Consider the following 14,091-nt stretch of genomic DNA (forward strand, 5'->3'; position numbering starts at 1 on the left):
ACCCTGGTCAGAAGTGTCGACAACACAGCCGAAGCGCCAGCATCCGTCAAGCGCTATCGCACTTCGATTCGGGCCGAATTGTGACAGTTTCGGCGGGCGCATGACGCCGAAATCGAAATCGATTTTCGGAAGGATCATGCGCAAAATTAAAGTGCTACAGTGGTCCTTTGCGCGTCCAAAGGACGCGCGCCGCTGTAGACGCAAGCTTTGAAAATTTGGGTCTTCAGCTGGCCAGCCCGGCCAGAAGCTGGCTGTAGGCGCTCTTCGCCACCGCAGTCAGCTGCGCGCGCGGTAGCGAGCCGACGACGGCGCAGCCATAGCCCTTATCCAGCCAGTAGACGGCCTCGGGGCCGTTCTCTTCCGACCCGTAGGTGCCCTTGGCCTTCTCGGCCGATTCAGCCGTGACGAACAGCGAGATGCGCTCGCCCTTGTCGTCCTCATAAAGCAGCATCGCAGCCTTGCTCTCGCCAGCAGGCAGCAGCCGGCCGCCGACGAGTTGGAACCCTTCCGCCGCCAGATCCGGTGCGACCAGCTTCAGGCCGACCCTATTGGACAGCCAGGTCTGCAGATGATCCTTGTCGCTGGCGGGCACTTCCACCGCATGCCGCTGCTCGGCGGCATAGATGACATGGGCTGCGATCGCCTGCTCGGCGAGTTGGTCCTCGGCCGGCTCTTCCAGACCGAGATGGTCGATGCCGGCGACATAACCGCCAACACCGCCGATGGCCAGCACCGCCGCCGCCGCAGCCGCCAGCCACCAGCGCGAGCGCGATGCCGCCGTCTTGACCGGCGCCTCGCCGAACACGATCTTTTGCAACCGCGCCGGCACCGGCTCGTCGAGCACGCCGGCGAAAGCGGCACGAAGGGCTGCGCGGTCGGCGACGTAGCGGGCGCTTCTCGCCTTCAATTCAGGATTGGCATCGAGCCAGGCGTCATACGCCACGCGCTCATCGCCCGGCAACTCGCTGTCGAGCGCCATGTGGATGTCGCGTTCGGAAAAATCGCGCCGGGTCATTTCTCGACGATCCTTATCGCCCGACGGCGCGCGGCGTCATCCAGCAGGCCGCGCAACTCATCACGCCCGCGCGCGATGCGCGACATCAGCGTGCCGGCCGGCACGCCGAGGATGGTCGCGGCCTCGGCATAGGAAAAGCCTTCGATGGCGACCATGACCAGTGCCGCGCGCCGGTCGGGGCTGATCGCCTGCAATGCGTCGATAATCTCGCGCGAGGCGATGCTCTCCACTTGCTCGGCGGGTGCTGCCTGCGCTTCGCCCGCTTCCAGCGGCAGCATCGCGGCTTCGCCACGCCGGTTCACCTTGCGCATCTGGTCGATGAATAAATGATGCATGATCGTAAACAGCCACCTCCTGGGGCTTTCTCCAGTCTGCCAGTTGTCGAGCCGCACAAGCGCCCGCTCGAGACAGTCCTGAACGAGATCGTCGGCGGAATCGCGGTCACGCAGCAGCGAGCGCGCATATCGGCGCAGGCGCGGTATTTCGCCCAGGATTGCTGCCTTCTTTTCGTCCATGACCGCTGGTTCTGAGGTGCCTTGTTCATCCGATTGAACGCGCCTTCGCGGCGCGGCGCAAGCGGCCAGCGCGAAGCGGTCCGCCGCCCTGGTCACCCAAGCAACAAGATAACGCGGCCGGCGGGCGATTTATTCCCGGTTAAATTGAAAACTGTTAGCTATTGCTCGTCTGAAGCTTTTCCCTCGCCGCTCTTGTCAGCAGCCGCTGATAGAACAGGCCGATGCCGATCAGCACCGCGCCGAGGCCGATGAAGGACAGCGCCCTCAGCACGCCTTCCAGTTCCGACATGTCGAAGAGGAAGACCTTCAACACGGCGACCGAGATCAGCGCGGCCGACGCGATGCGCAGCACCTGCGACTTGAGCCAGACGCCGGCGGTAAGCAGGGCCACACCAATGATCAGCCACAGCGCGGAATAGGTGTAGGTTTCAAGCTGGCCAAGGCCGCTCCACAGGCCGATGAACTCGCCCTTGAACAGCCGCCTCACCGACAGCGTCGCATAGACGAAAGCGAGCAGTGCCGCCACCAGCGCCAGCATCGCGGCATACCATTTCGGCCTGACGTCTCTGGCATAGAGCGCGAGCCCCCCAGCAGCCACGGCCGGCAAGAGATAGGCGAGAAACAAAAGGTTGAACACCGAGATCTCGCCGGTCGATTCGTCCGTAAACAGCGGGTTCAGCGCCAGGAAATGCTGGATGACGATGAAGGCGACCGAGACAACACCCGCGGCAAGCGAACCATAGCGCAGCACCGAGCTTGGCGAGCGCATGTCGATGGCGACCAGGATCGCGCCGGCGCCGATGGCGATCAGCGTGTAGATCGCCTGTTCGGCGAGGGTCGCAGCACCCGTGTCGATGACGCCGCCATGCATGGCGTGGCGCACCAATATGGCAATCGTGAGCAGCGCAAACAGTGCTGCGCCCGCTTCCATGGCGAGGCGCGGCCGGCCATTGGTGGTGCGGGCGAGCTGCCACGCTGCAAAGCCAAAGGCGAGCGCCGGCACGCCGTATCCCGGCATCAGCCAGTTGAATACCGGCGTCGTCGACAGGAATTCGGCGCCGACGATTGTCGGATCGAAGGCGACGCGGCCGAGTACGGCAATGACCGCGCCGACCGAAATCCAGCCGAGCACCGGATAGGCGCGCCAGCGGGTGGCCAGCGCCGGCACAATGGCCGCGGCACCCAGGAGGATGGTGGTCCAGCCGGATCCGAAGGCCATATAGACCATCAGCAAGGCGGCGACTGCTGCCCCACCAAGCGCGAACGAGACGGCAGCACCGCCCCTTAGCGGCGGCTCCTCACCGCGCGCGATCCACTCGCCGCCGGTGGCGAAGACCACGACCAGAAGGGCTGCAAACGCCGCGTAGACAGGATCGCGGTCGAGATTGCCGAAAGTGAACCAGAGCGCCAACAGAATGACCAGCGGTGCGACAATGCCCCATGCCGCCCATGAGGCGGCTCGGATGTGAGCCGATGCGGCAGATTTGCGCGCAGCCCAGAATCCGGCGCCGATAAACATAAGTCCAAGAAAGATACCGATCCTGAGCATCAGCGTATCGGCAACTGCAGCCGGCAGACCTTCGACGTCGAGAACGCCACCTGAAAAGTCTGAAGCGACGGAGGCTGGCGGAATGATGCCGAGATAGACCAGCACCGTCGCCAGCCCTGCGGCGTGCAGAAGCGCCAGCGCCAGCGGCCGGTAGAGCGCTATCGCGACCAGGGCTGCGATAAGGGCTGCTCCCGGCAGAGCATCGCCGGCAGCGAATGCCGGGTCGACGAACAGCGCCATCGCCGAAAGGCCGACGAAGAAGCCAGGTGCGATCGACGGCCAGTCGAAGCCCCTGGCGGGCTCTGCTTCGCCACCGCGACGGCCGAGCCAGACGAAGGCGAGCACGGCCAGGGTCACCGCATTGATGAAGAGGATGACAGGCAGGTTCGTGCCCGGCGCATCAGTCATGTAAAGAATGGTCCAGAGGCCGGTGCCGACGAACGCTGCCGCCATCAGCAATTTCCAGTCGCGCAGGCGGGCGATGACGCCGGTGGCGGCGAGCACGATCGCCAAATAGCCGAACAGCGCCCAAGGATTCGGCGCCTGCGAGGCGACCAGCATCGGCGTCACCACCGCGCCGAGCAGGCCGATGCCGGCCAGCGCCTGGCCGTGGACGAGGGCGGCCGCGATGGTCGCCACACCGATGGCGCCGAGCAGCGTGAAGGCGAGCGCCGGCCCGATGAAGCCGTAAACGCCATGCGCGGCATAAACCGTGCCGAACAGGATGAAAGCACCGGCCGCCGTCAGGATCGCCGGAATATAGGCGCCGGCGACGCCCTGCACCGGCACCCTGAAGCCGGTGCGGCGGATGAACTCGCCAACGGCTACCAGCACCAGCCCGAGCATTGCTGCCATGCTCAGCCGCACGCCAGGACCGAAAATGCCGGCCTCGATGGTATAGCGAATCAGGAACAGGCCGCCCAGCGCTAGCGCGATGCCGCCGACCCAGACCGCCCATCGGGTGCCGAGCGCCGTTTCAATATCAGGCTTTTGCGTCGCTTTCGCCGTCACGGCGGCCGGTTGCGCAGGTGCAGATCCAGCCGGCGCCGCTTCGCCCGCAGCCCACGGTCCGGATGCAATCTCCGCGGCCTCAACCTCTGTGGACGGCTTTTTCTCAGGCTCGCCCGCCGATGACGGCACAATATCGGTCACGGCCACAACTGCCGCGTCTGCTGGCTTGCTGTCGTTTGCGGCCGGTTCTACCGGCTTGGCCTGCGGTGGGGCCACATGCGCGCCCGAAAGCACGAGGCTGCGCAGCGCACCAAGTTCGCGCTCGATCAGGCCGATGCGGCTCTGCTGGCGCGAGATAATGACGAACAGCGCGATGATCGCGACCAGGCCGATCAGGCTTTCGAACATGGCGGTTCCCCCAAACCAAGCCAGTAGTTACTGACAAATACGGCGGCCAGACGGCCACACTACAGCGCCGCGCATCCTTTCGGACGCGCAAAGGACGCTGTAGCGCCTTAATTTTCCGCATGATCCTTTCCGAAAATCTATTCGATTTTCGGGGTCATGCGGCAGTCAGCGCGCCGCCAGATTGGCGGCCGGAAAGATCGAGCACGTTTCGGTGCCGAAAGCCAGCAGCTTGCCGTTGGCATCCTTCAGCGTTGCTTCCGAAACCGCCAATGTGCGGCCCTTGTGCACCACCCTGCCCTCGCACACCACCTCGCCGGTCTTCGCGTGATCGGCCGTGTCAGGTTCACCTTGAACTCCGCCGTCGTATAGGCCTCGCCCTTGTCGAGCAGCGTTTGCACCGCGCAGGCAAGAGCCGAATCCAGCAGCGTCGCGGCCCAGCCGCCATGCACCCACCCAGCGGATTGAGATAGCGCTCGCTCGGCAGGCCGCGGAACACCGCGCGTCCTTCGACACTTCGGTCAGGTCGAAACTGAGCTGGAACGAAATCGGCGGCGCCGGGTATTTGTTGTCGATGATGCGCTGGAGCAATTCCAGGCCGGTATATCTAGAGGTGTCGCCGTGCGGAATGGTGCCGAGGCCGAGCGGCGAGACCCGGCCGGGATAGAGTTCCACTTCGCTCATGTAATGTTTTCTCCGGCGGCCTCGGCGCCAATCTCCTTGCCCGCCGCGTGGTGCTTGCGCACGGCGGCGAGGAAGCCGGCGCGGGCACCGGGCGCCTCGATCCCGCGCGGCTCGTAGACATGGCGGGTAAAAAAGAAGCCGGTCAGCCGGAAGGCATCCTCGATCGCCGCCGGATCGGCGCGCAGCCCGGAGCCGCGCTGCAGGAATGCGGGGAGCACCAGCATCTTGTCGCGCCATGGCGCGCCTGCGGCGCGTGACACGGCGCGCCCGGATTTCGGCGAGACATAGGCAAGGTCCTGCCTGGCGCCGGTCGCAGCACACTGGCTGAGATCGAGGCCGAAGCCGAGTTCGTCGAGAATCAGCAACTCGAAGCGCGCCACCAGCTCGCCAGCGGCGTCCGTATCGTCGAGGTGGGCGATCATCACGGCCAACGTCTCGTAGAGGCCGCCATGAGCGTCGCGCTCGGGCAGCAGGCGCAGATGCGCAGCCATGGTTTGCAGCCCATAGATGGCGACGGCGCTGTCCATCAGCCGGGCGGCGTTCATCTCGAGCGCCTCGGCCTGAAAGGTGCCAAGATGTTCGTCGAGCCGCGCCCGCCACAACAGGTCGACACGGTTACCGGGCTGCAGAACGGGCTGCTGCTTGCGCGAGCGGCCGCCGCGCACAAGGCCGAGGTGGCGGCCATGCGCACGAGTCATGACCTCAAGAATGGCGCTGGTTTCGCCATGCTTGCGGGTGCCGAGAATGATTCCCTCGTCGCGCCACTCCATCAACGGAGCTTGTCACCGGTTCGGTGGCGAAATCAAGATTGGGTTTTTGGGCCGCGCGCTGGTGATCGGCAAGCACTCGGAAACCTCACGAGCATGTGGTCTCCGAGGCGAAAGGTCCTGTTGTCCCATCCGCCTGATGCTACCGGCCTGACGGCCAGATCCTTCCAGCAAGGAATTGGGTGGCGACCAACTGACTCACGAGAGCTGTGTCGATAGTGACGTTAATGTGGAAACTCCAGCCCCATCTCGCGGTAGCGCTCGGGGTCGTCGCCCCAGTTCTCGCGCACCTTGACGAACAGAAACAGGTGCACCTTCTGATCGAGGATACCTGATATCTCCATGCGTGCGGCCTGGCCGATGGCACGGATCGTCTCGCCCTTGTGGCCGAGCACGATCTTCTTCTGGCTGTCGCGTTCGACATAGATGGTCTGGTCGATGCGGACCGAGCCGTCCTTCTTCTCTTCCCACTTCTCGGTCTCGATGTGGGAGGAATAGGGCAGTTCCTGATGCAGCCTGAGATAGAGCTTTTCGCGGGTGATCTCGGCCGCCAGCTGACGCATCGGCAGATCGGAGATCTGGTCTTCCGGGTAATACCAGGGGCCGGTAGGCAGGGTTTCCGAGAGATAGTCGAGCAGGTCCTTGCAGCCCGACCCGGTTAGCGCCGAGACCATGAAAGTGCGCTCGAAGGGCACTTTTTCGTTGGCTGCCGCCGACAGGGCCAGCAGCGCCTCGGGCTTGACCCGGTCGACCTTGTTGAGGATCAGCACCATCGGCTGGCGGACATCCTTCAGCCGTTCGAGGATCGCGTCGGCGTCGCCCCTGATGCCGCGCTCGGCGTCGATCAGCAACAGCACGATGTCGGCGTCCTTGGCGCCGCCCCAGGCGGTGGTCACCATCGCCGTGTCCAGCCGCCGCTTCGGCTTGAAGATGCCCGGCGTGTCGACGAAGACGATCTGTGCGTTATTGTGGATGGCGATGCCGCGCACGATGGCGCGCGTCGTCTGCACCTTGTGGGTGACGATCGACACCTTGGCGCCGACCAGTTGGTTGACCAGCGTCGATTTCCCCGCATTGGGCGCGCCGATCAACGCGACGAAGCCAGAATGCGTGGTGGCGGCTTCTGTTGCCGGCGGGACGTCTTCGGTGGCGGTCATGTCGCGCTCCCCTTATTTAGCCAGACGCCTTCGCGCAACAGCAGTGCAGTAGCGGCGGCTTGCTCGGCCTCGCGCTTGGAGCGCCCGCTGCCGGTCGCCGGCGGATAGGCGCCGACCTTGACGCTGACGGTGAACAGCGGATCGTGGTCCGGTCCCTCGCGGCCGTCAATTATGTAGACCGGCACGGCGCCTGCGGCCTGATGCGCCCATTCCTGCAGTTCGGTCTTGGCATCGCGGCGGGCGGCACCGATGGCCTGCGAGCGCGGCCGCCAGTACTTGTGGATGAAGGCGCGGGCCGCCTCCAGCCCGCCGTCGAGATAGAGCACGGCGATCAGCGATTCCAGCGCATCAGCCCGCAGATTGACGCGCTTGCGCCCGTCGAGGCCGCGCACGTCCGAGCCGGCACGGATCAGCTCCGGCAGGCCGATCTCCTCGGCGATCTCCGCCAGCACCTCTGCGTTGACCAGCGCGTTGAGCCGGAGCGACAGCTCACCTTCGGCAGCGTCCGGATACGCCGCCAGAAGCATGTCGGCGACGACCAGGCCGAGGACGCGGTCGCCCAGGAATTCGAAACGCTCATAGTCGATGCCGGCATGGCTGCTGCGGGCGCTGGCATGGGTCAGCGCACGCTGCAGGCGCTGGCGGTCGGCAAAGGCGTGGCCGGTGCGCTCCATGAGCGCTTCGGCGAGCGCGTCGACGGTCAGCCGTTTTGTCGCCGCCATGATCCTAATTGACGAAATGGAACAGGCGCGACGCGCGCATCAGCGACGGCCATTTCCAGATTTCGAGCGGGCTGGCACTGCCACCGATCGAGAAGAAGATGAGGTTGGCGCGGCCGACCAGATTCTCGTCGGGCACGAAACCGACGGTGAAGCGGCTGTCCGAGGAATTGTCTCTGTTATCGCCCATCATGAAATAGTGGCCGGGCGGCACGTCGAATTCACGGGTGTTGTCACCGATCGAGCTGGGTGTCAGGTCGAGCGTGTCATAGCTGACGCCGTTCGGCAATGTCTCGCGATAGACGTCGACCGGCCCGCTCTCCTCGGTGATGTCGCGATTGTCGATCTGCCCGACCTTCTGGCGCGGCACGCCGACGCCGTTGATGAAGAGCTGGCCATCCTTGACCTGGATCTTGTCACCCGGCAGGCCGATGACGCGCTTGATGTAGTCGACCGAAGGGTCCGGCGGGAACTTGAACACCGCCACGTCGCCGCGCTTCGGCTCGGCGCCCCAGATGCGGCCCGAAAAGAGGTCCGGCCCGAACGGCAGCGAATAGCGCGAGAAGCCATAGGACCACTTGGTGACGAAGAGGTAGTCGCCTTCGAGCAAGGTCGGCCGCATCGACCCTGACGGGATAGAGAATGGCTGAAAAAGGAGCGTGCGGATGACCAGAGCGAGCAAAAGCGCCTGGACGATGACGCTGACGGTTTCGCCAAGCCCGCCGGATTTCTTCTGAGATTTTTCAGCCACGCTCATGTCGTCCTCGATTATGCGTTGGTTGGTATAGAGTCTCGGCGCGCGCTGGGCAACGTCATGCCGGTGGTCAGATGCAATCAATATGGCGCTTCTTCGACGGGCAACGCCTCGATGATCACAAAGGCTTGAGCAAGCGGAAAATCGTCGGTGATGGTGAGGTGGATCGCCGCTCTGTGGCCTTCAGGCAGGATTTTGTCCAGCTGCGCCGCCGCCCCGCCGGTCAACGCTATGGTCGGCTTGCCGCTGGCCAGGTTGACGACGCCCATGTCGCGCCAGAACACCCCTTGCGCCATACCGGTGCCCAGCGCCTTGGCGCAGGCTTCCTTGGCGGCGAAGCGCTTGGCATAGGAGGCGGCGCGGGCGCCGCGGCTTTCGGAGCGGGCCTGTTCGACCTCGGTGTAGATGCGCTGGATGAAGCGCTGGCCATGGCGCTCCAGCGATTTTTCGATGCGTCTGATATCGATCAGGTCGCTGCCGATGCCAATGATCATTCGGCGGGAACTTCCCGTCCGGCGGTTCCAGCTCTGTCCGCCAGACGCAGCGAGCGCGAGAAAGAGCGGCGTGGCCACAGATAGATACGCATCCGCTCGAGAAAACCATCAGGCTTGCGGCGTCGAAAAAGCACTCTGTTCCTGTCCTGATATCCAAAGCTGCCGCTCCGACCACCGGGCCGTCGAAAGGCAATAACGACCTTGATATAGCGATACGCTGGCCGCAGAACAACCGTAGCTGCATGCCGTCCGCTGCTGTCGCCTGCGGGACCGGCGTTTCGCCACTCCGGACACAGTGTAATCGCGACGGATTTGAGGAGGAGAGTTCGCCGCAGAATCGGCAGCAACTCCAGCTATCTACGGCCCATACTCGCTGACCTCGACGAGATTGCCGTCCGGGTCGCGGAAATAGACCGACATCATCGGGCCACGGGCGCCGATCCGCTCGACCGGCCCGACTTCAACGCCAACGCCATTGGCCGCCAGGCTGGCGCATATCTCCGAGAGCGGACGAGCGGCGACCAGGCAGAAATCCGCGGAGCCCGGAGTCGGCGCCTTGGCCTTGGGCTCGAAGGTGCGCCCGACGTCATGCACATTGATCTTTTGCGTTCCAAACAGCAGCGCCGTCGGCCGGTCCGGCTCGTCGAGGCGCCTGAAGCCGAGCACGCGCTGATAGAAGGCGCAGGTGTCTTCGACGGAGCGAACCGTCAGCACGAAATGATCGATGCCTGCAATCACGGCTGCGCCTCAGTTAACGTTGTTTTATGCATGTCGTTGTCCCAAAACCGCTGCGCACTTTTGGGCGATATGCATCAGATATTGCGGCTGCCCGGTTTGATGGCCGGTATGGCGGCGAGCTCGGGCGGCAGCCTGTCGGCTGGGTAGGCCGGAACCTCGTATTCGGCGAGCGCGATCAGCGGTACGCCGACATCGGTCTTGCCGGCCGAGCGGTCGATGATGCAGGCAGCGGCAACGACCTCGGCGCCAAGCGCGCGCAGGCAGTCAACGGTCTCGCGGATCGACAGGCCGGTGGTGACGATGTCCTCGACGATGACGACGCGCGAACCCTTGGCGATCTCGAAGCGGCGGAGCCTGAACTCGCCCCCTTCCCGCTCGACCCAGATCGCCGGCGCGCCAAGATGGCGCGAGGTCTCGTAGGCCGGGATCAGCCCGCCGATCGCCGGACCGACGACATAATCGATCCTGCCGGACACAGCAGCGCGGATCTTCTCGGCCAGCGCCTTGCACAGGCGCTCGGTCTTGTCGGCATGCATGAAGACCCGCGCCTTCTGCAGGAAGACCGGGCTTCGCAAGCCCGACGTCAGGATGAAATGCCCTTCGAGAACGGCACCGGCTTCACGGAAAATGCCCAGCACTTCGTCGGTGTTCATCTCTGCCTTGTCTCCAGCACGCTGATGATTTCTAGCCGTTCACGCGTCGCGCATCGCTGACGCTCGAATTGTCCTTGAGCTGCGACAGCAGCCGGTTCAGGTGCTTCAGGTCCCAGACTTCGAGATCGATCAGCATTTCGGTGAAATCGGGCGCGGTGCGCACCATCGACAATGTATGGATGTTGGCGTCGTTGGATGCAACGACCTGCGCGATGTCGGCCAGTGAACCCGGCGCGTTGATGGCGGTGACCGAGACTCGCGCCGGAAACCGCTCCTTGGTGCGCTCGTCTATGTCCCAGCGCACGTCGATCCAGCGTTCGGGCTGGTCGTCGAAAGCCTGCAGCGCCGGCGACTGGATCGGATAGATGGTGATGCCGGTTCCCGGCTGCACGATTCCGACGATGCGGTCGCCGGGGACAGCACCTTCCGGCGCGAAGCGCACCGGCAGGTCGCCGCGGACGCCGCGGATCGGCACGGCGCCGTCCTTTGGCTGGTCCTTGTCCTTGCGTGCCGCGCGGCCCGGAATCTGGAACAGCATGCCGGCGGCGTTGCGGATCTTCGACCAGCCCTCCTCGCGCTGCTTGGGCGCGGCCAGCGTGACGCGCTCGTCCTTGTAGTCGGGAAACACCGCCTTCATGACATCGGTGGAGGCAAGTTCGCCGCGGCCGACAGAGGCCAGCACATCCTCGATGTCCTTGCGCGCCAGCCGATGCAGCACCGACTTCAGGCTCTCCTTGGTAAAGATCTTTCCGGATCGTTCGAAGGCGCGTTCCAGTATGCGGATACCGAGACCCGAATACTGCTTGCGGATGGCATTCTTGGTGGCGCGGCGGATCGCCGAGCGCGCCTTGCCGGTGACGACGACCGACTCCCACGCCGCCGGGGGCACCTGCGCCTTGGAGCGGATGATCTCGACCTCGTCGCCATTCTTCAGCTCGGTCATCAGCGGCATGATGCGGCCGTTGACCTTGGCACCGACGCAGGTGTCGCCGACATCGGTGTGCACGGCGTAGGCGAAGTCGATCGGCGTGGCGCCGCGCGGCAGCGCGATCAGCATGCCTTTGGGCGTGAAGCAGAACACCTGGTCCTGGAACAGTTCCAGCTTGGTGTTTTCGAGGAAGTCCTCGGGATTGTCGCCTTCGGCAAGCTGCTCGATGGTGCGCCGCAGCCAGGCATAGGCGTTGGTCTCCTTCGAGATCGCGTGGGCAGCGCCGTTCATCTTGCCGCCGCTGTCCTTGTAGATCGAATGCGCGGCAACGCCATATTCGGCAATCTTGTTCATCTGATAGGTGCGGATCTGCAACTCTACGCGCTGGCGCGACGGTCCGACGATGGTGGTGTGGATCGAACGGTAGTCGTTCTGCTTCGGCGTCGAGATGTAGTCCTTGAAGCGGCCTGGCACCATCGACCATGCCGTGTGGATGGCGCCGAGCGCCCGGTAGCAGTCCTCGACGGTATCGACGACGACGCGAAAGCCGAAAATGTCGGATAGCTGCTCGAAGGACAGCGCCTTGGCCTCCATTTTGCGGAACACAGACCACGGCTTCTTCTGGCGGCTCTTGACCTCGGCCTTGATCGCATATTTCTCGAACAGCGTGGACAGCGCCCTTTCGATCTCGGACAGCACATCCTTGTTGCGTTCGAAGATTTCGGCTAGCCGCGCGGTGACGGCGCGGTAGGCTTCCGGATTGATGAAGCGGAAGGCGATCTCCTCGAGCTCCTCGCGCATGCCTTGCATGCCCATGCGCCCGGCAAGCGGCGCATAGATATCCATCGTTTCCTCGGCGATGCGCAGGCGCTTGGCTTCAGGCACATGGTCGAGAGTGCGCATGTTGTGCAAGCGGTCGGCGAGCTTGACCAGCAGCACGCGAACGTCTTCCGAGATCGCCAGCAAGAGCTTGCGCAGGTTTTCCGCCTGCTCAGCCTTCTTGGAGACGAGGTCGAGTTTCTTCAGCTTGGTCAAGCCTTCGACCAACTTGCCCATTTCCGGACCGAACAGCTCGTCGATCTCGGCCCTGGTCGCCGTGGTGTCCTCGATCGTGTCGTGCAGCAGGGCAACCGCGATGGTCGCCTCATCCATGTGCATTTCGGTGAGGATGGCGGCGACTTCGAGCGGATGCGAGAAATAGGGATCGCCGGAGGCGCGCTTCTGGTGACCATGCTTCTGCATGGCGTAGACATAGGCCTTGTTGAGCAGCGCCTCGTTGACGTCAGGCTTGTAGCGCTGGACGCGCTCGACAAGCTCATACTGACGCATCATGGGCGGGATCTCGCAGTGCTGAAACGAATCATGCGCCGCACTGGCGTACGGCGCATGTCATAGATAACCACGAAACCGCCGACGCGAAAGTGTCGGCAGCCGTTGCGAAGATCAATAGTCGTCGCTTTTTTCCGGCGGCACCAGACCTTCGATGCCGGCCAGGAGATCTTCCTCGGTCATGCGGTCGAAGGTGATGTTGTCCTCGGTGTCGTCGGCATCGGTTGCCGCAGCGGCGGTACCGGTCTGGTCGGCGATCGCCTCGCCATCGGCTTCCGGCTCGTCGACCTCGACATGCTTCTGCAGCGAGTGGATCAGATCTTCCTTGAGGTCGTCGGGCGACAATGTCTCCTCGGCGATCTCGCGCAGCGCGATGACCGGATTCTTGTCGTTGTCACGAGGGACGGTGATCTGCGCGCCCTGGCTGATCTGACGGGCGCGATGGCCGGCCAGAAGCACGAGCTCGAAGCGGTTGTCGACCTTGTCGATGCAATCTTCAACGGTTACGCGGGCCATGAGCTGCCCCTTTCATGCCTGGATTTGATGGAAAACAGGCGCGGTCCATAACCCGGACGCCGCCAAAATACAAGCTTTTTGGCAATCTCAGGTCTGGGGCCAAGTCCGGGGCCAGGTCAGGGGCGGAGTAAGGCCGGGCCAAGGCGAGTCTGGGGGCGCCGCCTGCGACGATACGGCACCGATCACAATTGCTTGCTATACAGCATCATACCCTTGGATTGCCGTAAAACCGGCGTTATCTCGAATGACGAAGGTCAGCCGGTTATTTCAAGCCGACCGATAGGCACGCGCATTTAGACGACCGCTTATTTTCGAAAAGGAACATTTCCATGTTCGACCCTCGTGAAAAAATCGCTCTTTTCATCGACGGTGCCAATCTTTACGCCACGTCGCGCGCGCTCGGCTTCGATATCGACTACCGCAGGCTTTTGTCGAGCTTCCAGAAGCGCGGCTACCTGCTGCGTGCATACTACTACACCGCGCTGGTCGAGGATCAGGAATACTCCTCGATCCGGCCGCTGATCGACTGGCTCGATTACAACGGATTCAAGGTAGTAACAAAGCCGGCCAAGGAATTCACCGACTCGACCGGCCGCCGCAAGATTAAGGGCAATATGGACATCGAGTTGACCGTCGATGCGTTGGAACTTGCCGATGTCGTCGACCACTATGTCATCTTTTCCGGCGACGGCGATTTCCGCACACTGGTCGAGGCGCTGCAGCGGCGCGGGCGCAAGGTGTCGATCGTCTCGACCATGGCATCGCAGCCGCCGATGATCTCCGACGACCTGCGCCGCCAGGCCGACCATTTCATCGATCTGATGACGCTGAAAAACGAAGTCGGCCGTGATCCCTCCGAGCGGCCGGTGCGCCGGCCCGAGCCGGCTGAAGTCGACGAGGACGATTTTTGACGGCGG

13 protein-coding genes and 2 pseudogenes are annotated in these 14,091 nt (G+C 63.6%); 1 reads left to right on the forward strand and 14 read right to left on the reverse strand.

The features are described 5' to 3' along the window. Positions 1-223 precede the first annotated feature (223 nt). The 14 genes and pseudogenes from ACWTU7_RS00530 to rpoZ all read right to left on the reverse strand — a co-directional run bounded on the left by ACWTU7_RS00530 (position 224) and on the right by rpoZ (position 13,174). Positions 224-1,015, reverse strand: a complete 792-nt coding sequence (locus tag ACWTU7_RS00530; protein WP_455837309.1) for an anti-sigma factor family protein — start codon at positions 1,013-1,015, stop codon at positions 224-226. Further along, the gene (locus ACWTU7_RS00535; RefSeq protein WP_065009856.1) at positions 1,012-1,530 is read right to left on the reverse strand and encodes an RNA polymerase sigma factor; all 519 of its coding nucleotides are present in this window, start codon (positions 1,528-1,530) and stop codon (positions 1,012-1,014) included. Before ACWTU7_RS00535 ends, ACWTU7_RS00530 begins: the two co-directional genes overlap by 4 nt. A gap of 154 nt (positions 1,531-1,684) precedes the next feature. After that, positions 1,685-4,438, reverse strand: coding sequence for a DUF2339 domain-containing protein (locus ACWTU7_RS00540; protein WP_455837310.1), 2,754 nt, complete (start codon positions 4,436-4,438; stop codon positions 1,685-1,687). A 165-nt stretch (positions 4,439-4,603) separates the two neighbouring features. Continuing rightward, positions 4,604-5,119 (reverse strand): annotated as a pseudogene (locus tag ACWTU7_RS00545) (PaaI family thioesterase). Next, the gene (gene recO, locus ACWTU7_RS00550; RefSeq protein ID WP_455837311.1) at positions 5,116-5,889 is read right to left on the reverse strand and encodes a DNA repair protein RecO; all 774 of its coding nucleotides are present in this window, start codon (positions 5,887-5,889) and stop codon (positions 5,116-5,118) included. Before recO ends, ACWTU7_RS00545 begins: the two are co-directional and overlap by 4 nt. A 221-nt stretch (positions 5,890-6,110) precedes the next feature. Continuing rightward, positions 6,111-7,043 (reverse strand): GTPase Era, encoded by a 933-nt coding sequence (era, locus tag ACWTU7_RS00555; protein WP_455837312.1) that lies wholly within the window; start codon positions 7,041-7,043, stop codon positions 6,111-6,113. Beyond that, positions 7,040-7,765: a ribonuclease III gene (rnc, locus tag ACWTU7_RS00560; protein WP_455837313.1), complete on the reverse strand. Its 726-nt coding sequence runs from the start codon at positions 7,763-7,765 to the stop codon at positions 7,040-7,042. Before rnc ends, era begins: the two co-directional genes overlap by 4 nt. A gap of 4 nt (positions 7,766-7,769) precedes the next feature. After that, positions 7,770-8,519, reverse strand: coding sequence for a signal peptidase I (gene lepB / locus ACWTU7_RS00565; protein ID WP_455837314.1), 750 nt, complete (start codon positions 8,517-8,519; stop codon positions 7,770-7,772). Between the two features lie 77 nt (positions 8,520-8,596). Next, a complete protein-coding gene (gene acpS, locus ACWTU7_RS00570; protein ID WP_127313546.1) occupies positions 8,597-9,010 on the reverse strand; it encodes a holo-ACP synthase in 414 nt (137 codons plus the stop codon). Between the two features lie 44 nt (positions 9,011-9,054). Then, positions 9,055-9,144 (reverse strand): annotated as a pseudogene (locus ACWTU7_RS00575) (DUF2062 domain-containing protein); the annotation flags it as partial. Positions 9,145-9,367: 223 nt separating this feature from the next. Continuing rightward, the gene (locus ACWTU7_RS00580; RefSeq protein ID WP_065009813.1) at positions 9,368-9,748 is read right to left on the reverse strand and encodes a VOC family protein; all 381 of its coding nucleotides are present in this window, start codon (positions 9,746-9,748) and stop codon (positions 9,368-9,370) included. A gap of 74 nt (positions 9,749-9,822) precedes the next feature. Next, on the reverse strand, positions 9,823-10,401 hold the full coding sequence (gene pyrE / locus ACWTU7_RS00585; RefSeq protein ID WP_029354480.1) for an orotate phosphoribosyltransferase: 579 nt from the start codon (positions 10,399-10,401) through the stop codon (positions 9,823-9,825). A gap of 31 nt (positions 10,402-10,432) precedes the next feature. Continuing rightward, entirely contained in the window at positions 10,433-12,661 is a 2,229-nt protein-coding gene (locus ACWTU7_RS00590) for a RelA/SpoT family protein (RefSeq protein ID WP_455837315.1), read from the reverse strand. 111 nt (positions 12,662-12,772) lie between these two features. Continuing rightward, positions 12,773-13,174 carry a DNA-directed RNA polymerase subunit omega gene (gene rpoZ / locus ACWTU7_RS00595; RefSeq protein ID WP_029354482.1) on the reverse strand — a complete coding sequence of 134 codons (402 nt, stop codon included), beginning with the start codon at positions 13,172-13,174 and terminating at the stop codon, positions 12,773-12,775. Positions 13,175-13,503: 329 nt separating this feature from the next. Between rpoZ and ACWTU7_RS00600 the strand changes: the two genes are divergently transcribed. Beyond that, positions 13,504-14,085 (forward strand): LabA-like NYN domain-containing protein, encoded by a 582-nt coding sequence (locus ACWTU7_RS00600; RefSeq protein WP_029354483.1) that lies wholly within the window; start codon positions 13,504-13,506, stop codon positions 14,083-14,085. Positions 14,086-14,091: the final 6 nt, after the last annotated feature.

Source organism: Mesorhizobium sp. BHscii (assembly GCF_053848065.1).

Excerpts from the sequence above, each read along its gene's own strand:
- ACWTU7_RS00530 (WP_455837309.1), bottom strand. The coding sequence starts at position 1,015 with ATGACCCGGCGCGATTTTTCCGAACGCGACATCCACATGGCGCTCGAC.
- ACWTU7_RS00535 (WP_065009856.1), bottom strand. The coding sequence starts at position 1,530 with ATGGACGAAAAGAAGGCAGCAATCCTGGGCGAAATACCGCGCCTGCGC.
- ACWTU7_RS00540 (WP_455837310.1), bottom strand. The coding sequence starts at position 4,438 with ATGTTCGAAAGCCTGATCGGCCTGGTCGCGATCATCGCGCTGTTCGTC.
- recO (WP_455837311.1), bottom strand. The coding sequence starts at position 5,889 with ATGGAGTGGCGCGACGAGGGAATCATTCTCGGCACCCGCAAGCATGGC.
- era (WP_455837312.1), bottom strand. The coding sequence starts at position 7,043 with ATGACCGCCACCGAAGACGTCCCGCCGGCAACAGAAGCCGCCACCACG.
- rnc (WP_455837313.1), bottom strand. The coding sequence starts at position 7,765 with ATGGCGGCGACAAAACGGCTGACCGTCGACGCGCTCGCCGAAGCGCTC.
- lepB (WP_455837314.1), bottom strand. The coding sequence starts at position 8,519 with ATGAGCGTGGCTGAAAAATCTCAGAAGAAATCCGGCGGGCTTGGCGAA.
- acpS (WP_127313546.1), bottom strand. The coding sequence starts at position 9,010 with ATGATCATTGGCATCGGCAGCGACCTGATCGATATCAGACGCATCGAA.
- pyrE (WP_029354480.1), bottom strand. The coding sequence starts at position 10,401 with ATGAACACCGACGAAGTGCTGGGCATTTTCCGTGAAGCCGGTGCCGTT.
- ACWTU7_RS00590 (WP_455837315.1), bottom strand. The coding sequence starts at position 12,661 with ATGATGCGTCAGTATGAGCTTGTCGAGCGCGTCCAGCGCTACAAGCCT.
- rpoZ (WP_029354482.1), bottom strand. The coding sequence starts at position 13,174 with ATGGCCCGCGTAACCGTTGAAGATTGCATCGACAAGGTCGACAACCGC.
- ACWTU7_RS00600 (WP_029354483.1), top strand. The coding sequence starts at position 13,504 with ATGTTCGACCCTCGTGAAAAAATCGCTCTTTTCATCGACGGTGCCAAT.